Source organism: Paenibacillus sp. Marseille-Q9583 (assembly GCF_976954365.1).
In genome coordinates, this window is sequence record NZ_CDRJTB010000040.1 from 15178 (window position 1) to 37000 (window position 21823).

Sequence of the window (21823 nt, forward strand, 5' to 3'; positions counted from 1 at the left end):
ACCTAAATTCACGCTTCAGAAGCGAGCGCTACCACAAAAGTATAGCAGACTGCTTCATCATTCCCAAAATCCTCATAAAAAACAGGTGCTGTGTAAAATCAAAAGAGGCTTGCATCTTACCCGCAAGCCTCTAACTTGTTTATCCAACTAAATTATTCTAATCTTATTTAGACATTCTCAAAAGCAGGGTCACCGCTTCCGCTCTCGTCACCGGATCATTTGGAGCAAATCGGTCATTTCCTTTACCTTGGATCAGACCTGCCTCATATGCCGCTGCTGCATAATCTTTTCCCCAGGCAGGAATTTGATCAGCATCAGCAAAAGGCAAGCTTGTCTTCGTACCACTCTTCAAATCGAGTGCACGTGCAACCATCGCTACAAATTCGATCCGGGTCACCTTACCATCAGGACGGAAAGAATTATCCTCGTATCCCTTAATAAGTCCAGATTTGACTGCACTTGAGATGTAAGTTTTCGCCCATGACGGAATGCTAGTTGCATCTTCAAACGGAAGAGTTGTAGTGTCCGTATCCGAGAGTTTCAACGCACGGCCAAGCATAACCATCAGCTCACTGCGTTTCACCACAGCATTCGGACGGAATGTTCCGTCTTCATAACCCTTGATAATTCCACGTTCTATTGCGGTAACAATAGAATCGAATGCCCAGTGATTCGAAATGTCCGGAAATTTCGGTAGATTAACCGAACCTCCGTTGTTTCCGGTGTTCCCGTTATTACCATTATTGCTGGTGTTTCCGCTGTTGCTATTATTACTATTGTTACCGTTGTTGCTATTGTTTCCGTTATTGCCCGAATCTTCATTTGCCTTGATAACCGTTAAGACAAACGTCTTCTCAACCTGAACGCCGTCTTTTTCCAAAATTGCTTTCAACGTCACTGGAGTAGAAACAGTCGGGCGCTTTACCTTACCCGTATTAGAAATTATATTCGGCTCGCTTGAAGACCAAGTGATTGAGCTACCGCGCTTTCCTTCCGCTCTCAACACCACGTTTTGGGTTACCGAGTCACTGGAGTCGCCGGTAGCAAATCCAATGGCAAGCTCCTCTCTATCAAGCTCTACATCGGTAGGCTTAGGTAGATCACTCAAAGTGATTGCTAATGTTTTTGTACTGAGCGGAACGGTAACGATACCTTTGGCGTTATCAACAACACCCCCAGAAGACTCCAGAATGTTGTTAACCATACTAGGCAATTGAATGCTGATTTGTGCATTGCTCGTATCAGCCTTGGCTTGCTCCAGACTGGTCGTAAATGTAACCACAAGCTGGTTTGCTTTTCTAACCACATTGTATCCTACTCTTCCACCTTGGAATGCAGGATAGTTCTGAACATCCGCTACCACATTGTTGTTCTTATCGGCATCCGTTACCCACTCTTTAGGAATACCACGTCCCACAATAATTTCGTATTTTGTGTTCTGATCGTAGATACGCTCAGTGATCAGCGAGTCCACCAATACCTTTGAATTGACGGCCTGCCCCCACATATGCTGGGCCGATCCGCCACCGCCAGGCGTACTACGCACACCAAGTTCATCATTGGTTGCCGTCCAAGGGCTAGATTCTGCGGTAGGGTAAGCTACGCCTTCCCACCAACTAAACGGTCCACTCATGGAGTTTTCAATCATAAACTCGTAAGCTTTAATCCCCATGTCTCTGTATTTCTCACCGCGAAGCGCGGCGCTGCCGTAACCGGCGTTATACGCACTGGAGTAGAAGCCATGCGGATAACCGCCAAAGTTATAAATAGAATCGGTTGTCCCTTCCTTGACGCGTCGCTCCATACCATAGGTATAAGTATCATCTAGCATCGTCAGGTTGATATTGTCCTCTGGCTGGTTCGCACCATACAAATATCCATCCCACAGCCATCTTCCGAACAGGAACATGGAAGCCCAGTTGGCATCACGGGAGTCCTTCATCCGGTTCTCGTCATTACTTTGCACAACAGATGCAGGAATATAGTTTAGTGCTTTGTCGGTAATTGTTTTTTGCAACTTGGCCGTGAAAGCCGCGAGCAGATCCTCGTATTGAGCGTTAGCCCACTCCGCTTCTGCTAGATAACTTGCCTCTCCTTTCACCTTATACAGCTCACGCGCAATATATTCATAAGACGCTAACCCTGTCAGTGCCGAATAATTGTCAATCGTCCAATAGCCCAATGAATCTATGGCTTTCGTTTCTTTCATAATTCGGCCATCTCCAGCACGGTCGCTTTCAATGCTTCTTGCTCCGAATTTTACCCGCTTATCGAAAACGGTACCCTCTGATCCGTCATCCGCTTTCATCTTTTCATCAAATAAGGATGTATCGCCGGTTTTGCTCAAATATACAGCATACGTCCACGGAAGCTTCCAGTTGGCATCCCAGAACAGGTTTGGGTCCACTTGACCGGTCTCGATGTTAATTCCGCCAGTAAGAGGTATGCTTTCCAGATACTCTCTTGCGTGTGCAAAGTCACCGCTCTGAATCAATTGAACAACAATCCCGATGGTATCGTGAGAGTAAAGTCTGGCATAACCATTCTCACCCACATGCAGATAGTTGCCGTCTTTAATGATCATGTCGTAAATATAGCCCGCTTTAAAAGCATTAACCAGCTCTTTATTCGGCAGATCGATATCAACTATTGTAGACAGCCTGTTATTCCAGTAGGATTTCATCTCACTGTAGTTGCTATCAAACGTACCAAGTTTCGACACTTGCTCTCTCGTTAAGGATGTAAAGCTCGTTTTCCCCGCATCGAAATATTCATACTTATCCCCTTCAATAGCAAACTCTCTGACAACTGTCTCACCAGGTTTGATCGTATAAACTTCGTTTGCAGCCTGATTCATCGGAACCAGATTGGCAGATACAACCGGCAGCAGACGCGTCTCATCCGAATGATTGGTAACCGTCATTCTGGAATAGTTAATAACGTAGTCTTTGCTCTCTACCGTATGTTTGTTACCAAACGATTCAATTTTATAGTCCATATTATCTTTGGTAAACTCATTTATAAAGACTGGCAGATAGCCTTCGGCATTATACCATTTGATGCCTGACGTATTTGTCGCACCGAACGTAACGATTTGTTTCGTTGCCACAAACCCATTCTGCATAGGGCGGGTTCCGCCGATCTGATAGGATCCGTCAAGGAAAGCCAGCGTGGCGTTCTTGTCACCCTCAAAACCAAAACCAGCGGTCATTTTAGGGTTCAATTCGTACTGATATTTCATTTCCAGTTGCAATCCATCCATTGCATTCAGTACTTTTGAATACACCTTGATCCGTTCTTGCTCGGATGCACCGATATTCAAAGCTTGTGCTTCCTGGATCGCTTGATGCAAAGCATCTGCCGACTGGCTGGTGTAGCCAATCAGGGCCGCTTGGCTGATCGTCTTCATCTGTTTAGCCATTACATCCAGGTTCGTACTTAGCACTAGGTTATTAAAGGCTGTTTGCACCTGATTTAATGCCGTATCAAGCTCTGCTTGTTTAACATCCACATCGTTCAAGCGCTCATGAGCGCTGCTCAATGCTATCTCCAAGGAAGACCAGCTCTGGAGCGTGTAAAGTTGTCTGTTATATTGCTTAAGCTCTTCAATCAAGCCCTGCAGCGGGGCCCGATCCACGTTACCCTCTTTGACAATTCTCATGATGCCCGTGCCCAGACTTGCTTCAGATTTAAAGACACCTGATGTCGATTTACCAAAGAACTCCTTTTGAGATTCAAAGTTTTTGGACATAATGACCCAGCGGTATTCCCCGGAGCCCCGCTCTTGTTGAGTGAGAACAAGCGCATATCGCGTATCCTGAAGGAGACTGTAGCTAAGCTCCGCAGTAGTGAGTCCTCCGTCCACAATCCGGTTTTTGTCCACTGTCGTTTGGACTAGCGGATCTCCAGTCGGCAGCCCTTCACTGTTTACTGCATGCAACTTGATAATCAAGTCGCTCACAGGCTCTTTATATCTTTTGACATTGACCTGAACATACTTCATATCAACAGCTTCCTTCACTGTGAAGGTTTGATATCTGTCCTGTTGATCTGTTTTAGCACCGAAAGTATACTCCTTGAACGCTTTATCCGTAAAATCGATTACAATGTTCGATTCTCTCTTCACCAGACCAAGCTGCGCTGCTACCAAAGCATTGATAGCGCTGTCAACTTCCGTCTGCGTTGCCTCTGTTCGATCAAGCATAAGCTTGGCAGCTGCCAGCGTATTCACCAGAACTTGCCACGTCTCATTTGTATAAAGACCTTGTGTCATATTGCTAACTCGGTTGTATTCATTTTGCAGAACCAATTTATCCGCAAGTGCCATACTGCTTAAAGCGAGTCCAGAGAATGATATATTTCCGTTCTTCGCGACAACCTTTGTCAAACGCCCTTCAATTTTCAGCTTCACATTCGCAGGCACGTTAACTTGATATTTATAGTTCTTGGAAACAGAATCGCCGTATACGCTTCGGGTTACCGAGAGTACATCGTCAGTATAGATATTGAGATCTACATCCGCTTGCCACAACCCAAGACCAAATACTAGGGTGGAATCCTGTGGCTGCGCTGCTACTTCAATGTCCCAGCCAACATTGTTATAGCTTCCTTTGTCTCGACTGGATTTTGGATAAAATAAACCCGTCCCAGTGTCATTTAATCCATATTCAAATCCTGGCATACCATTACTCCAGGTATAGGACATGTAATCGGCATCGGTGCCTCTGTTCAACTTCCCCTCAGTTGCTGTATCTCCATATACACTGAAGGTAACTGAATTGGGGCCTGCCTTCTGAATTCGTTGAAGCTGATTCAAATTATCCGCTTTAAAATGTAGCCAGTCGATATCTCCCGTTTGTGTTAAATTCAGTGGAAACTCGCCATTGACCACGCCTTCATTAATCTTAGGAGCAGGTGCTGCGGGTGCTGCCTGCATAGAGTACACAGGACCGATGGATGTGATAAACAAGCACATGAGTACAATCTTTGAAATGACACTGTTAAACGACTTTTTCATTTTCCCCTTAGACCTCCTTAAATGATTGTGAAAAAAATGGTTGGACTTTGGTTATGGCAAAGTCCAACCGCTTGATAACTAGTTTTCACCGTATTTACTTTGAAGATCATTCAGCAGCTTTTCAACCGTCAAGCCGTCTTGCTTAAAGATGATTTCCTCTACGCCTTTAAGCAGATCGGCATGAAACGCTTTGGTTTGTTCAGGGTAAGCAAAGGGCATGCCGACTTTTTCCATATTGTCGAATACCGCTTTCAATTCAGGATTCTTCTCCAAATATTTAGGAAGCAGAGAAGATACTGCCGGTGAATATCCAACTGCCTCAATTGCATTCAATTGTGCTTCATCACGTAGCGCATACTTGATCACTTGCATAGCTTCTTCCTTATGCTTGCTGCCGTCCAGTATCGACAAGCCGTGAGAGTATGCGCTTTGTGCTTCTACCGTACCTTTTGGCATCGGCAGAGCAATCAATCCCATATCAGGGTTAGCTTCTTTCAAATGACCTACATACCATGGACCAGCCGTGGACATAGCCCCTTTTTCTTGACTGAATACTTCGCCGTCCCATGGAGCCCCTACTTCGATTGGAGCAATAGCAACTTTATTTTTGAGGAAAAGGTCCACGAAGAACTGCACACCAGCTACGTTTTCTTTGGAATCGATCGTTTTTCCGAAGCCCCAGTCTCCACCGAAAGCGTGAACATATTGAGTGATGTGGAATGGATCGATACTGCCGATAATACCTTTCACACCATCTTTAGTCATGGCTTTTGCCAACTCAACAACCTCATCCATTGTTTCTGGATATTTAGTGATTCCTGATTTTTCAAACATCTCTTTGTTGATCGCCAGCATAGAAGTAGAAGAATCATAAGGAATTCCGTAAAGTTTATTATCATCTGTCCAGCCTTTGTACAGCGATCCAGTAATACGTTCTTTATCAAACCCCACTTTATCGATCATATCATCGAGTGGAGCGAGTACGCCTTTCTTGATATACTCATAGTTTCCTTCATCCGACATAGCAATGATATCAGGACCTACCCCGGCAGCAATCGCCGTTGGAACCGCTTTCCAAAATTCATCACTGGTTGGGTACATTTGCATCTTAACTTTAATGTTCGGATATTCCTTATCAATACCATCTACCATAAATTCGAAGTTCTTTTGCTCGGACGCATTAGCCCAGTATGCCATCGTGACTTCGACGGTTTCTTGCTTCTCCGGCTTTGCCGCTCCGGCGTTGTCTGAAGCTCCGTTGCCAGAGTTACCGGTATTGGATTTGGTGCCACATGCTGCCGTAGACAGCATCAACATCAGCGAGCACAATAACAGGACTGACTTCTTTCTCATTTGTCACTACCCCTTTTATTTAAGAAGATTCACCGTAAGTGGTGTTATCTTCATCTTAGCTACACAGCAATCGAGAGCAAACAGAGGATCTTTACATATCTTTGTGATTTTTTACTTTCCCATGCTAGTCTTTCGGTATTCGTTCGGTGGGAGCCCATAAATCTTCTTAAAGCTGATATAGTAGTTGTCAATACTGTTAAACCCTACTCTCTCCGCGATCTCATACGTTTTCAGCTTTCCTTCTTTAAGTAGCTCTAGAGACTTTTTCACACGATAGCCGTTGATATATGGAATCAGCATGGAACCCGTTTGCTCCTTAAAAATACGACTCAGATAGCTGTTGTTCAGACCGACATAATCGGCTAGCTCATTCAGTGTCAAATCTTGATTGTAATTCTGGTGAATATAATCAATGACCCTTTTGATCTTGTAGTTCGTAGATGTCGCCGCATCCGTATAACTCTCCTGTAGACTCTCCAATTCCTGGATCAGCAGCAGATGAAGATGCTCCAAACGCTCGGCTGACATGATTTCCTGCATTCCTGTATAGTCTTCCTCCCCGCTGTCCTCCTTCATATGGGACTGAATCTGGCAGTGGAGATTCACGCATATTTCCAAGGTGGCATGCCTGCTTAAAGATCTCTTCTCCTTGATCGTGGCAAACATCTCATGAACTATAGCAATAGCAGAAGATACGTGCTTTTCATCCATTTCCTTACGGATACGCTGTTCAAACAGGGTACACAGTGCCTTATCATTCATTTCCTTGATGCTGCCTGGTTCGTAGACAACAACGTTGCTGCGATCCTCATAAAATAGCATTTCAGCAGATTCCTGAGCTTCATGATAGGCTTTGGGAATATCAAGCAGACGGGCATGCAGCCCGCTGATAAGAAAACTAACTTGTATGTTCAAAAACTGTTTTAATGTCTTTTCAATTTTACGGATGAGTCCCCAGCGTTCTTCAAGAATCTCATTCATACTTCTAATGCCGGAATACGTTTTTATAATAACCAGCTCGTTCGGACTCATCAGAAACAGCTCTAGCTCGCTGTACCTATGCAGCACCTCTTGCAAAATATTGAGGATCGAAAAGCCGAGTAAATGCTCCATTCCCTTATTGTAACGTTCCTTCACCTTGTCATATTGATCAATCAACATGACGATGCAAAGCACATTAGGCTGTTTCAGATTCAAATCGTACAGCTTTGTCTTTTGCTCAATTTCCCACTCATGGCGAACAACACCGACCGCTAAATCCCGTAAAAAAAGCGTTTTCAACTCATTTCGGTTCTTCTCCATATTTTGCTGTAAAGAAACAAGATGATCTCCCACTGGCTGATGATTCACTTGAGTCCGGACACGCTCCAACGCTTCAAATACAGCGGACTGGGTCAGATTCGGTTTATGAATATAATCGCATGCACCTAGCCTGAGCGCCTCTTGGGCATACTCAAACTCATTATGGCTGCTGAGAATAATAACTTTGCAGGAATGTTTGGCATGCCGGAGCTGCCTTAGAACCTCAAGCCCATCCATCAGTGGCATTCGGATATCCAAAAAGACCACATCCGGATGAAGCTCATCCATTTTCTCCAAAGCCTCTTTACCGTTTGCAGCTTCGCCTACTAGGTAATAGCCATGATGCTTCCAGTCCACAAATGTCTTAAAATTCATTCGAATAAAGGACTCGTCGTCCACAATCATGATTTTCATGCGTATCCCTCTTTCCTTGTTCCAGCGTAGTTCTGAGGATGCTCCATGGTAGGGATCAGGATAAGAACGGTAGTTCCTTCCCCTTTTACGCTATTTATAGTCACCCCGTACTTTTCTCCGAAATGAAGCTTCAATCTTCGGGAGACATTGCCCACACCAATAGAATTCATCGTCTGCGCGTCCGACATTTCCTGCTGCAAGAGTCTACTTAGCTGTTCTTCCGAGATCCCCATCCCGTTGTCCGAGATCGTAAACTGAATATCGCTGCCTTTTCTCTGCACGCGTATACTCAAGTTATATTGACGGGAATCTTCTGCAAAGCCGTGAAACACCGCATTCTCTACAAAAGGCTGCACCATAAATTTTAACGTTCTGCATTCCAGAACATCTGGTGCAACATCGATTTCAAAATCAAACACATTGAAATACCTGAGCTGCAGCAGTTCCAGGTAGCTGTGTATAAAGGCCGCTTCTTCCTCAATAGAAACAAACTCCTGAGTATTACGTGTGGAAAAGGACAGAACTTTGATCATGTCATCTACTGTTTCCGTAATGTTGTTCGCCATTTGAGCCTGCGCCATCCATTTAATCACGGAGAGCGTATTATAAATGAAATGCGGATTAATTTGATTTTGCAGCGCATTAAGTTCTGCACTCCGCTTCTTCTTCTCTTCAATCTTGGTTTGCTCAATCAAATCTTTGATTTCGACAGTCATTCGGTTAAAGGTACGCGACAGATGCCCTACTTCATCCAGACTATCCTGCTGAGCGGTAACATCAAAATCCCCCTTCTCTACCTTTCGCATCAGTCGATTGAGTCTTCGAATCGGATTGGAGATACTGCCAGATACTAGATAAGCAGTTACGAATCCCAGCACTATCAACAAAAGAAGCAAGAGTGTAGAAAAATTGCGTATCTGGTTACTTTCGGCGAGCAGCTTGTCACGAAGAACGATGCTGTAGAATTGCCATCCAGATACATTTGACTCATCGTGAACAACATAGTAGTTTTCATTGTCCGGCTTCATTTTTGCTATGACCTGACTATATTTCATCCCAATCATGAACGGATCTGAGCTGAACACAACCATCCCTTTTTCATCCACGATGAACTGGTTTACGTCCTGTTTGTCACCCAGTCCGCTGAATAGCTTCTCAAGCTTATCCATGCGGAAATTAACGAGCAGCACACCAAGCTTCTGATAGGTACCCACATCCACCAGTACACGGCCTACAGATAGCACAGAGCGGGGCTTGGCATACATCTGTTTCTCCTCGTGCATGCCGACCAGAATGGGCCTCTCCGCATTATTGACAATGGTTCGGTACCATGGTTCAGTCACCGGACTGTAATTGTAATTGAATGTCGTATCATAACCCCTGCGATAGATTAATGAATTGTTTACAGGGTAGATCAGAATGGAATCAATATCGGGATTAAATGTCATCAACTCTTTAAAAACATTATCGCTTATGTAACGGAAATCCATGCTTTTTTCAAAAGTCTCATAGGTTACAGTAGAATAATCCTTCGACAAAATTTGCATAAGCCTCTCATCATAAAAAGGCTGCTCCGAGGATTTGAACATACTGCTAACAAACGAGTCCGCAGTGGATACCATCTGCTGATTCGTCTCCTGAAACGATTTCACAATCCTGGATTCAAAAACAGACATAGCGTATATGTAAAAGTAAATACTAATGACCACTAGAGGAACAATCATCAACAGCGTATAGGTCAAAAATAGCTTTTGCCGTATATTACGATCCCGAAACCGACTCCATTTCCGCATGAAGAGATTCCTTCTTCCTGTAGAAAATTGTTGTATTATGACGAATCAATCTTATGTCATATCCTGATTTGCTTCAATAGCAAACTATGTAAGCTGAACTATTCATACGAATTCGTTCAACTTACATAGTATTTTGAGATTTAACTTTTAAATTAGCGTCCGGCCATATGCTGCTGAATCTCGGACAAAGATAGCTTCGATGTTTCCGAGACAATATAGTCCGCTTTTGACAGAATCTCAGCATCACCAACCCCTACAGCAAACATTCCCGCACTTTTTATCGCCTGAACTCCAGCCTCTGCATCCTCTACTCCAACACAATAACGGGGGTCAACCCCTAGCTCCTCCGCTGCCTTCAGAAAAATATCCGGAGCCGGTTTTCCATGAGCCACACTCTCCGGATCGGCAATCACATGAAAATATGAATCTACCTTCAACTGCCGTAGCAGTGTGCCGGCATTACGGCTGGCCGAAGCCAACCCGATCGGTATTCCGGCATACTCGAGATCATGGAACAAATCCAGGATGCCTGGCAATATTTCAGATTTATCCACAGTCTGAATCAATCGCTTATAATTGTTGTTCTTCCGATCAGCCCATTCCTTTTTTTGTTCCAAAGTGAAGGCTGCACCGCCGTCCGGTAGTTGACTCAGTATTTTTTCCAAGGAAGCCATGCGGTCGATCCCCTTGAGCTGCTCATTAAATTCCAGGTCAAAGGGAATACCCAGCTCATCTGCCAGCTGTTTCCACGCTTCATAATGATATTTCGCGGTATCGGTTATCACTCCGTCCAGATCAAAAATAAAGGCTTGAATCTCCTGATGTTCTTTATTCAACTCACTTAGCCTCCTTCAAGTCTGTAACGATACGATCCTTCAACACGTATTCCCGGCCATGAATGAGCAAGGTAAGCTCACCCAATCCTGAAGTTAGGCGCTCCACCTCCAGCTTGCCACGGGTAACCGTCACCTGCAGACGCTCACCCTGCCAGGCCAGCGGGAAAGACAAGCGCTCCCAGGCCTGTGGAAGTTTCGGGTTCAGGCGAAGAGAGCCCTCCCAGGAACGAACCCCGCCAAAACCCATGATCGCTGCCTTCCAAATGCCGCCAATCGAAGCAGAATGGATACCTTCATCGCAGCTATGCATGTTCGTACCTAAATCAATGCGGGCTGCCTTGGCAAACATATCGTAAGCCAATTCCAGTTCATTGACATCGCTAGCCAGCATACTGTGCGTGGATAAGCTGAGCGAAGAGTCATGCAACGTTTTCGGCTCATAATAATGCCAATTCGCCGCTTTAGTCTCTTTAGAGAACCAGTCCTCCAGTAAGTAAAACAAAACGAGAATGTCCGCCTGCTTCGAAACCTGTATTTCACTGAGCTGGGTCATGCTGTAGTCGGCAAGGATGGAAGCCACCTGCTCCTGATCACGGTACTTCTCCAGATCAATAATTTGCTTGTTCAAATAAGTATCGTCCTGCGGAATGATGAACGAATGCATATCCGGCTGCGGCAGATAGATCTGCTTGGATTTATCCTCCCATTCCTTCAATCGCTCGGTTAGAGCCAACTTACTCTCCAAAGTCAAATAAACATCGCTTTGCGCTTGCATAAGCTTGCGGGAGCATTCGATTGCTTTTGTCATATTCCAGTAGGCCATATAGTTGGTGAATGCATTGTTAGAGACATGTTCCTTATATTCGTCCGGACCAATCACATCACAGATATGATACTTCTGTTCCTTATCGCTCCACTCCAGCCGGCTTGCCCAGAAGGTCGCTGTTTCGAATATAATCTCATATCCGTACCGATCCATATATTCCTGATCACCGGTAGCCTGATAATAATGCCACACGCCATATGCCACGTCCGCTGTAATATGCTGTTCGATTTTGCCTGTCCAAATAAAGGTTGGCTTTCCGGTAACGATATCTACAGGGCCCCACTCTGGCGTCTCTTCCTCGCCGGTTGCTGCGGATTCCCAAGGGTACATCGCGCCGCGATAACCATTGTCACGCGCTTTTGTTCTCGCACCATTCAAGGTATGATAGCGATATTCCACCAGCTTGCGGGCTTTCTGAGGCTCCATGTACAAAAAGTATGGCAGAATAAAAATTTCTGTGTCCCAGAATACATGTCCCTTGTATCCCTCTCCTGTCAGTCCCTTGGCTCCTACAGAGAAACGACTGTCATGGGCAGGTGTCATCAGAAGCAAATGATACTGTGCAAACCGGATGGCCAACTGATCAAAGGAGTCGCTGCTCTTGATCTCAATGTTCGTTTTAGCCCATACACTTTTCCAAGCCTGCTCGTTTTCATTGAATAGTACATCAAAGCCTTTTTCTGCCTTCTTGCTGAGATATTCCCGGGCGGTATCCTGCAAAGCTTGATGCGCGGCCCCCCGATCTCTCCACTCCTTATCATAACTCGTATGCACCGAAGCCACTTTATCCAGCGTAATGCACTTGCCTACTTCCGCTTTAAGCTTGTAAGTCAGTGAAACTCTTCTGCGATCCATGCTCGGAGCTGGCGCAGTTGTAAGACGTACGCCCCCCTCATACATCTGATGGACACACGTATGTACAAATTCAATATTCGACTCCGATGTCGTTGCGGTAAGCTGGAGCAGCTCTTTATCAAACACCCTCCGCTCACCTTCTATAAAATGCTGTGCGCCCGAATTTGTCATCTGCCCGTTGATACCGGAACGAATTGTAATTTCCGCGGATTTCGTCAGCGGGGTGATTTCCACCCGCATACCCATTAGATGCCGGTCCTGTAGCGATACGAACCGCAAGAAAGTCATCTTAAACTGATCGCCGTTCTCGTCCTCCCAGAGGATGTCACGCCGGAGCTCTCCTTGCCGTAAATCCAGCTCCCGACGGTAGCTGAGAATTTTTCCTTTTTCTAAATGAAATGGTTTACCGTTCAGACGGATATCGAGCTGCACCATATCTGCGGCATTCGGAAGCTCAGTAACCTCCTGATTGGCAAAGCGGTTAAACGCTCCTGCAACAAACAAGTTGCGGCGTTCACCCGGATAGGACTCCTCTGTAGCAGCTCTTAGCCCAAGATATCCGTTACCCTGACAAAAAATTGTTTCAAACTTCCCTAAAAATCTAGCATCAAACTCTGTTTCCGCAATCACCCATCCGTCATCGAGCGCATTCAATCCTGTATATTCAATCACTTTACATCCTCCTGTCTGAACGTATTCTGTATTAACCTTTCAGTCCTGTAGTCGCAATGCCTTGCACCATATGGCGCTGGAACATCAAAAAGACGATAATGATTGGCAGGGTCAAGAGTACAACACCAGTCATCGTGAGGTTTGGCCATTCAAAATAACGATTCTTAAGTGTGTTCAGACCAACAGTCATTACATACCAACGACTGTCATTCACCAAGGTCACCGGCCAAACGAAAGAGTTCCATGTACCGGTAAAACTGAATATAATCTGTGTCCCGATCGCACCTTTGGATAGCGGAAGCATAATCCGGTAGAAAATACCGATCTTGCTTAATCCGTCAACCTCCGCTGCCTCTTCAAGCTCCTTCGGCACGGTCAAGAAGAATTGACGCATCAGAAAGACAAGGAAGCCCTGGAACAGAAATGGAATAATGAGACCTTGGTAGCTGTTAAGCCATTTCATATCAACGATCATGGAGAAAATCGGAATAATCATCACTTGATAAGGCACCATCATCATCCCGATCACTAGGAAAAACACTACACCTCTGCCCCGAAAATTAATACGAGCCAAGGAGTAGGCAGCCGTCGTATTAACAAACAAGTTACCAATCAAAATACCGAACGTTACGATGATCGAGTTCTTATACCAAATCAATATATCGGAAGTTTCGAAGATGTCCCTGTAGTTCTCAAATGTCCACTGGCTTGGCAGCACAAGATGCCCGATGTCTGCTTTGGACAAAAGTGAAGTATAGATGGCATAACCAAACGGTACGACGAAAAATATGGAGAATGCGAACAGTAGTACATATCGTAAAATTTGAGTTTTCCGGCTATGCATCATCATCTATATCTCCTCCTTAAGAAAGCGTTTTTGAAGCATGGATAGCGCAATAATAAGGGCGAAAATAATAAATGCAGCCGCACTACCGTAACCGGAACGATTGAAGCTGAATGCCTGACTATAGAAATAGGTTACTATCGTGCTCGTTGCGCCGGCCGGACTTCCGAGCGAGCCGTTTCTCGCCAAGGCATAAGGCTGGTCAAACAGTTGCATGACGTTAATAATCCCGGACATGATGACAAGGAAGGTCACTGGTTTCAGCATAGGTACCGTAAGCTTCCAGAACTGCTGCCATCCGTTCGCTCCGTCCACACGTCCTGCTTCATAAATATCGTTTGGAATGGTTTGCAATCCCCCCAAGTACACGACCATGTAGAATCCCACATAAGTCCAAATCGTCAGAATCATCAAAAATGGAAGTGCATACTTAACGTTGGCATACCAAGAAACGTCGGGGAAACCAAACCAAGTCAGCAATTGTGTTGCAATCCCTTCATTCTGCATGAACAAATACATAAATACGGTCGTCACTGCAATGGTTGAGGTAATATAAGGCATGTAATACAGCGTGCGGAACACACCTTTAAAGCGCATCACCTTGTTCAGGTTTACTGCAATCACCAAGGCGATGATTGCTTGAAGCGGTACCGCTACTACTGTCAACAATAAAGAATGGCTCAAGGCCGTCCAGAAGTCCTTATCCTGGACAATCTCCGCATAGTTTCCGAATCCAATAAATTTTGCCGCATCCGGATTTAGGAAGCTAATGTCCTGGAAGCTGTAAATTAATGATTGAACCAGCGGGTAATAAAACCAGATTCCCATCAAGATCAGGATGGGGGCGACAAACAAGTAGCCTACGAAATTTGATGAACTTCCCAATTCGGACAATCTTGACCCGAATCCGCGTTTTGACTTGTGTAGAGAGAGATTAGTTTCTAAATTTGGCTTCATGGTGTTACTCCTTCCACTTACGAACCACTTGTTCGTATGTTTTTAGTAACTCCATCATATGAATTGCCCGGTTCTACTGGAATAGAGGATATTTACAAGACTCCGAGGATTTTTACATTGTGTATTTATGGTAGAAGAGGACTTAATATATGGGGTGAAACAAAAAGTAGCGAGCCTCCCAAGATAGGAGACTCGCTACTTTATTTTGTTACCGTTTTGAAAGGATAAAGGGGTTTATTTCTCAATCAGTTTGAAATCATCAAAGTGGAATTCTGGAGAAACAATACAGGATACCAGGACCGGTTCTGATCCTAACGGGCGAGCCGCCTGCCATACGCCTGCTGGAACTACTACCTGCGGCTGTTGACCTGCAGCAATATCGAGACCCAGAATAACTTCCTGCACATTCTCAGGCTTATCTCCATTACCTCCGAGACTAAGTACTATTGGACTACCGGAATGCCAGAACCAAACTTCATCGGACAAAACAGTATGCCAATCAGATTGTTCCCCCTCGTGAAGTAGAAAATAAATTGAAGATGCCGAATGGCGCGATCCGGAATAGCTATCCCCAAGCACTTCCTGCGGAATTTCAAATTCGGAGTTCCAAAGTCTTTTGTACCAACCGCCCTCAACATGGGGCTGTAATCCGAGCAGTTCAACTAACGGTGAGATTTCTTTTTGTGTCACGGTAGCTTCTCTCCTTCAAAGTTTGCATGAGCAACAATAGCTTCATATGCATAAGGTTGTTTTTGCTTTTTACTTTAACGGAAGAAGCACGAATTGTAAAATCTATTTACTATCCTTGCTCGCTTTGAATACCTCAGCAATCGCCCCAAGACTTCCCAGCGTTTCAACAGCGCTTGTCGGCAAGAACACTTTATTTGCAGGACCTTTGGCGATTTCAGCCAGAGCCTCGAAGGAGCGATATGCGAGCACCTGCTCATCCAGACCTGCTGAGCGAATCAGCTCAATGCGTGATTTTTCTGCTTCAGCCACTGCTTGAATTGCTTTCGCCTCACCATGAGCTTCCAGCTCCTGTGCTTGTCTTGAACCCTCTGCTTGGCGGATACGTGCTTCCTTGTCGCCTTCCGCTTTCAGAATCTTGCTCTGCTTATCCCCTTCAGCACGCAGGATCATATCTTGCTTGGCAGCTTCCGCTTCCAAAACAATCGCCCGTTTGCTCCGCTCCGCTTTCATCTGCTTATCCATTGCTTCTTGAATATCGAGCGGCGGCTTGATATCGATGACTTCCACACGCTCGATTCTTACGCCCCACTTCTCTGTAGCCTCATCAAGCGCCAGACGAATATCAGTTGAGATTTTTTCACGCCCAGACAGCGTTTCGTCCAATTCCAGCTTACCAATAATTTGCCGCATAGTTGCCGTTGAAATGTTTCTTACCCCATATACATAATCGGAAATGCCATACGTAGCTTCCTCTGGTCCCACTACCTGATAGAAAATAATCGTGTCGATCTGCACCTGCACGTTATCCTTCGTGATCACCGTTTGCGGAGGCACATTCGCTTGTTGAATCCTTAGATCATGGTAAGTACGCACCTGATCAATCACAGGTATCAGAATGTTCAGACCCGGCGTCAGTAGACGATTGAATTTACCCAGACGTTCCACTACACCTACCCGTTGTTGCGGTACGATTTTGATCGTTAATGCCACAAATACTACGACTACCACTAGAATAATTGAAATAATTGCCCATTCCATTAGTTCATATCCCCCCATCGTTCTACTTCAATAATGGTCGTGCCTCTCTTCACTACTCTGACCACTTCGTCCTTGCCCAAAGACTGGTCAGAGCTCGCGCTCCACGTATCTCCGCCTACCTTCACTTGCCCGTAGCGCCCCTGCTCAATCGGCTCAATGACGACTCCTTGCCTGCCTACGATTTCTGTGCCTGTATCCTTGAACCCACGTGAACTGCGAAATTTAGAAACCAGTGGTTTCGAGAATATAGTCAGACCAAGTGCCACCAGTGATCCGAGGATCACCTGAAACAAAATGGCTTCAGGAATAATCAACGACACCAAACCTGCGGCCAACGCACCAATACTAAGCCATAGCAGATAAAAAGTAAGCGTCATCATCTCTACAACAAACAGGACACCGGCTGCGATCAACCAAAACACAACCATTGGTGAACCCACCACCTTCCTTATGATACTACTATAACGAAGAGAAACAGCGATGCGTTGCGTAATTCCGTAAAAATATTGCAGGCATGTATATAATTTATATTCATAACATCGGAGGTTATGTGTTCTGCATGAGTTTCCTTAAAAAGAAGACATACACCTTTTCTATCAAAGTTCACCTAAACAAGTATCCATGAATTAGAAAAATGTCCCCCTATATTACTGAATTTTATCCCTAGCATAATCGCTCTCTATGCTTGAAAATAAGAAATGCCTTCACCCATAAATAAGAAATTAATCCTAATTATTGAACTCCAAACCCACTCTTCTACTCACCCTACACCCCTTCAACAATGTTACATCTACAAGTTTATCAAAAAGGAATCCTTAGAACAGCAGTTTAGAAAGCGCTTACTTATTGTGTAAACCTTATGTAGACTGCTATTTTTTTGCTGCAAAATCTATGAACTTGGTGTCAGTAGAATGATAGATTTGCAAGGGTGAAGGTACAGGTGAAATTCAAACTATGGGAGGTGAAGGTTGGGATTTCTTGCCGAAAAGAATTTCGAACTACACATTGAACCTTGGAGGTATAAAATCAATGATATTCACGAAAAAAAGTTCACGTAAGACCTTTGCGATCGCGATGATCGCCGCGCTTGTTCTTACACTTTTTTCAGCCCTGGGTAGTAGTGCCAAAACGGCCAACGCCGCACAGGATTATAAACTGGTTGGTTATTACGCTTCTTGGGCCGCTTACGGGCGGGCTTACAATGTATCAGATATCGATCCTACCAAAATGAATGTCATTAACTACGCCTTCGCAGATATTTGTTGGAATGGCATTCACGGCAACCCTGACCCTACCGGCCCTAATCCGGTAACCTGGAGCTGTCAAAATGAGCAAGCACAGACCATTAACGTTCCGAACGGCACGATTGTTCTGGGTGACCCGTGGATTGACACCGGAAAGAGCTTCGGAGATGACAAATGGGATGACCCCATCAAAGGTAATCTGAAGCAGCTATGGAAGCTGAAAGAAAAGAACCCGAACCTGAAAACGTTGATCTCCGTTGGGGGCTGGACCTGGTCGAACCGTTTCTCGGATGTGGCGGCTACAGCCGTTACCCGTGAGGTTTTTGCCAACTCGGCGGTAGACTTCATTCGTAAATATAAAATGGACGGGGTCGATCTCGACTGGGAGTACCCAGTCAGCGGTGGGCTCGCAGGCAACAGTTATCGTCCCGAAGACAAGGAAAACTATGTACTTCTACTGCAAAAAATCCGTGAGAAGCTAAATGCTGCCGGTCAGACCGACGGCAAAACCTACCTGCTGACCATTGCTTCCGGTGCAGGACCGACGTACGTCAATAACAATAATCTTGCAGGTATTGCTTCCATTGTTGACTGGATCAATATTATGACCTATGACTTCAACGGGAGCTGGAATAAGACCACTGGTCACAATGCTCCTTTGTACTATGATCCAGCCGCTTCTGCATCAGGCCTGACCGAACCGCAAAATTTCAACGTCGATAAAGCGGTAACCAGCTATTTAGCCAATGGCGTACCCGCGAACAAGTTAGTGCTTGGTATGGGATTCTATGGCCGTGGTTGGGGAGGTGCTCCTGCCGCAGGAAATGGCCAATATCAATTGTCCGCTGGTATTTCGTCCACGGGTACATGGGAAAAGGGCAGTTATGATTTCTATGACCTCGAAGCTAATTACATTAACAAAAACGGGTATACCCGTTATTGGAATGACATTTCTAAAGTGCCTTATCTCTATAATCCAACGAACCAAACTTATATCAGCTATGACGACGTAGAATCTTTTGGCCATAAGATCAGTTATCTCAAATCAAAAGGCCTAGCGGGTGCCATGTTCTGGGAGACAAGTGGTGACCGGAACAAAACACTGACCAACAAGCTGAACGCCGACCTTGGCGGAGGAGTGGTACAGCCGACACCGACACCTACCGCAACAGCAACTCCCACACCATCGCCTACGGCAACAGCAACTCCAACCGCAACTCCGATTCCAACGGTAACTCCAACACCAACGGCTACTCCAGGACAATGCGCAGCGGCGTGGAACCAGACTGCCGTATATACTGGCGGCCAGCAAGTTTCTTACAACGGTTCAGTCTATGAAGCTAAATGGTGGACTCAAGGCGATCGCCCCGACCTTAGCGGTGCTGCTGGAGTCTGGAAATTCATCAACGTATGCGGGACAGCAACTCCGACTCCGACGGCAACAGTGGCACCAACCGCAACTCCCACACCAACGGCCACTGTAACACCGACAGCAACAGTAGCACCAACCGCAACTCCGGCTCCAACCGCAACTGTAGCACCGACCCCTGGGAGTTCTAGCTGGATTGTAGGAATCGCTTACAAAACGGGTGACATCGTTAGCTACAATGCCAAAACGTATACTTGCCTCCAGCCCCATACTTCACTTCAAGGCTGGGAACCAGCGACCACACCCGCACTCTGGAAACTGAATTAAGACTCATTATTAACGCGAAAGGCTCACCGTTCCTAATCTACTCCCGCAGTTATATTATCCCTTTTGGAGGAATGTTAAATGAACATAAGTACACGTAATAGGCGAAGTAAATCCGCACGCTACATTGCGGCCTTAATGAGCGCCATCATTCTGCTTCCGCTTTACACAAGTGCAGGTGGATCGTCGCAAGTAGCCTTAGCAGCAGGGACGACGCCTACTGCTCCAGCTCCGGCTGCAGATCATCCGCGTAAAATTGTAGCTTACTTCCCGGAGTGGGGAGATCAGGAGAACAAAGGATTTTATACTGTCGATAAAATACCGTGGGGCAAAATCACTCACATTAACTATGCGTTCGCCAAGGTCAACCCTCAAACGAACAAGATTGATCTGATGGACCGTACAGCAGCTATCGAAAAAGACTACCCTGACCAATTAACTAATTTGCCGTATAAAGGACATTTTAATCAACTCGTAAAGTATAAGCAGTTATACCCCGATGTCCGCACCCTGATTTCGGTTGGTGGTTGGTCGGGTTCTGGTGGTTTTTATAGCATGGCCAATTCAGAAGCCGGCCGTGAGACCTTTGCCAACAGTGTTGTAGATTTTCTTCGTACCTACCAGTTTAACGGTGTGGACATTGATTGGGAGTACCCTTCTGGTACTGGTCAATCAGGTAATCCGAATGACTTCGGTGTGGCTGAGCCGCTGCGCACAGTGAATTACAACAACTATGTTCTCCTCATGAAAAAGCTTCGTGAAAAGCTGGATCAGGCAGGCGCACAGGACAATCAGAAATATGACCTAACCATTGCCGCAACCGCCTCCTCTTGGATTCTGGGCGGAATGAAGCTAGGGGAAGCCAACCAGTATTTGGACTGGGCGAACCTTATGACCTATGATTTCCACGGCGCTTGGAATGGATATGTTGGGCCGCATTCCGCCCTGTACCCGGATTCTCGTGATACTGAAACAGCTGCGCTGGGTACTCCGGTTCTGAATACCGACTGGGCCGTTCGATACTATTTGGGTACGCTTCCTCCGGAAAAAATCGTCATCGGAGTTCCTTATTACTCACGTGGCTGGAAGAATGTAAATGGAGGCATCAACAATACCGGTCTTTATGGTACAGCTCCTACAACCGGAGGTGGAGCCGACGGCGTATACGGAATCTGGAATGATCCTGCACCAGAGCAGCCGGCTGGCGCAAATCCAATCTGGCATGTGCTGAATCTGCTCAAAGACCCAGCGAACAAACGTTATTTCGATCCTGTTACCAAAACTCCATACTTGTTCAACGCAGACAAGAAGGTCTTTCTTACGTATGAAGATAAGGAGTCACTCGGCTACAAACTGGATTATATCAAGCAAAAAGGCTTGGGAGGGATGATGTTCTGGGAACTGACCGGCGACTACTCTGAAAAGAGTGATGGCACCTATACGTACGGTAACTCGTTGACCGATTTTGCCTATGACCAGCTTAAGTCAGCCTCTCTGCCAGGTGGAACTCCGAAGCCACAACTGCCTGCACCTACGAACTTCAGTCTTAGCTTCAGTGGCGCTTACGATCATCCGAATTATACCTACTCCCTGAAAATAACGAATAACACAGGCGCGGATATCTCTGGTGGCTGGAAGCTGGAATTCGATCTACCGACAACAACAACCTTGACCTCTGCATGGGGAGCCGGTACTGTAGAGCAAATCTCTACGGATTGGGACTTTAATCGCTATCGTATTACCGGGACTGCATCTCAAACGATTGCAAACGGAGGCACACTGGAAGTTCCAGGCATGATGAAGCTGAATTTCTCGGGTGGTCCGCAGCGAATTACACTGAACGGAAGCTCGTCCCAACAGGAATACGACAAATTGTATGGAGGCATCACTCCAACGCCTACACCTACGACAACACCAACTGCAACACCAACGCCTACTCCAACAGCGACACCGACATCAACTGCGACACCAACACCTGTTCCTACCGTAACACCAACACCGACCGCAACACCAACGCCGACTGCAACCGCAACACCTACTCCAACGCCGACCGTTGCACCAACACCGACGGCAACCATTGCACCTACGCCAACGCCAAATCCAGGAATATCTGCCTGGGCAGCGGGAGTCGCATACAAAGCGGGTGATAAGGTTAGCTACAACGGGTTAACGTATACATGTCTACAGCCCCACACTTCACTGCTGGGATGGGAACCGACCGCAACACCCGCACTCTGGAAGCTGAACTAATTCAATAAAATTATAAGCCTAGCCTTACAAATCAAAAAA

Annotated in this window: 13 protein-coding genes; 2 read left to right on the forward strand and 11 right to left on the reverse strand. The window is 45.8% G+C overall.

Translation table 11 applies throughout. The annotated features are described in order from the left end of the window. Positions 1-163: 163 nt before the first annotated feature. The 11 genes from ACWNM1_RS18190 to ACWNM1_RS18240 all read right to left on the reverse strand — a co-directional run bounded on the left by ACWNM1_RS18190 (position 164) and on the right by ACWNM1_RS18240 (position 17025). Positions 164-5017, reverse strand: coding sequence for an S-layer homology domain-containing protein (locus ACWNM1_RS18190; protein ID WP_449602085.1), 4854 nt, complete (start codon positions 5015-5017; stop codon positions 164-166). Between the two features lie 78 nt (positions 5018-5095). After that, entirely contained in the window at positions 5096-6370 is a 1275-nt protein-coding gene (locus tag ACWNM1_RS18195; RefSeq protein ID WP_449602086.1) for an extracellular solute-binding protein, read from the reverse strand. A gap of 111 nt (positions 6371-6481) precedes the next feature. Continuing rightward, a complete protein-coding gene (locus ACWNM1_RS18200; RefSeq protein WP_449602087.1) occupies positions 6482-8086 on the reverse strand; it encodes a response regulator in 1605 nt (534 codons plus the stop codon). Beyond that, positions 8083-9879 (reverse strand): sensor histidine kinase, encoded by a 1797-nt coding sequence (locus ACWNM1_RS18205; protein ID WP_449602088.1) that lies wholly within the window; start codon positions 9877-9879, stop codon positions 8083-8085. The genes ACWNM1_RS18200 and ACWNM1_RS18205 overlap by 4 nt, the downstream gene beginning before the upstream one ends. A 152-nt stretch (positions 9880-10031) precedes the next feature. Beyond that, complete coding sequence (gene pgmB / locus ACWNM1_RS18210) at positions 10032-10715, reverse strand: beta-phosphoglucomutase (protein ID WP_449602089.1); 684 nt, start codon at positions 10713-10715, stop codon at positions 10032-10034. Position 10716: 1 nt separating this feature from the next. Next, on the reverse strand, positions 10717-13068 hold the full coding sequence (locus ACWNM1_RS18215) for a glycoside hydrolase family 65 protein (protein WP_449602090.1): 2352 nt from the start codon (positions 13066-13068) through the stop codon (positions 10717-10719). Positions 13069-13099: 31 nt separating this feature from the next. Continuing rightward, entirely contained in the window at positions 13100-13918 is an 819-nt protein-coding gene (locus ACWNM1_RS18220; RefSeq protein WP_449602091.1) for a carbohydrate ABC transporter permease, read from the reverse strand. Then, the gene (locus ACWNM1_RS18225) at positions 13919-14869 is read right to left on the reverse strand and encodes an ABC transporter permease subunit (protein WP_052414714.1); all 951 of its coding nucleotides are present in this window, start codon (positions 14867-14869) and stop codon (positions 13919-13921) included. Positions 14870-15103: 234 nt separating this feature from the next. Then, positions 15104-15559, reverse strand: a complete 456-nt coding sequence (locus tag ACWNM1_RS18230; protein WP_076286056.1) for a cupin domain-containing protein — start codon at positions 15557-15559, stop codon at positions 15104-15106. A 102-nt stretch (positions 15560-15661) separates the two neighbouring features. Next, positions 15662-16597, reverse strand: coding sequence for an SPFH domain-containing protein (locus ACWNM1_RS18235; protein ID WP_060621782.1), 936 nt, complete (start codon positions 16595-16597; stop codon positions 15662-15664). Next, positions 16597-17025, reverse strand: coding sequence for an NfeD family protein (locus ACWNM1_RS18240; RefSeq protein WP_449602092.1), 429 nt, complete (start codon positions 17023-17025; stop codon positions 16597-16599). Before ACWNM1_RS18240 ends, ACWNM1_RS18235 begins: the two co-directional genes overlap by 1 nt. A gap of 601 nt (positions 17026-17626) precedes the next feature. Between ACWNM1_RS18240 and ACWNM1_RS18245 the strand changes: the two genes are divergently transcribed. Next, positions 17627-19537 carry a glycosyl hydrolase family 18 protein gene (locus tag ACWNM1_RS18245; protein ID WP_449602093.1) on the forward strand — a complete coding sequence of 637 codons (1911 nt, stop codon included), beginning with the start codon at positions 17627-17629 and terminating at the stop codon, positions 19535-19537. 78 nt (positions 19538-19615) lie between these two features. Continuing rightward, positions 19616-21784 (forward strand): glycosyl hydrolase family 18 protein, encoded by a 2169-nt coding sequence (locus ACWNM1_RS18250; protein WP_449602094.1) that lies wholly within the window; start codon positions 19616-19618, stop codon positions 21782-21784. Positions 21785-21823 lie beyond the last annotated feature (39 nt).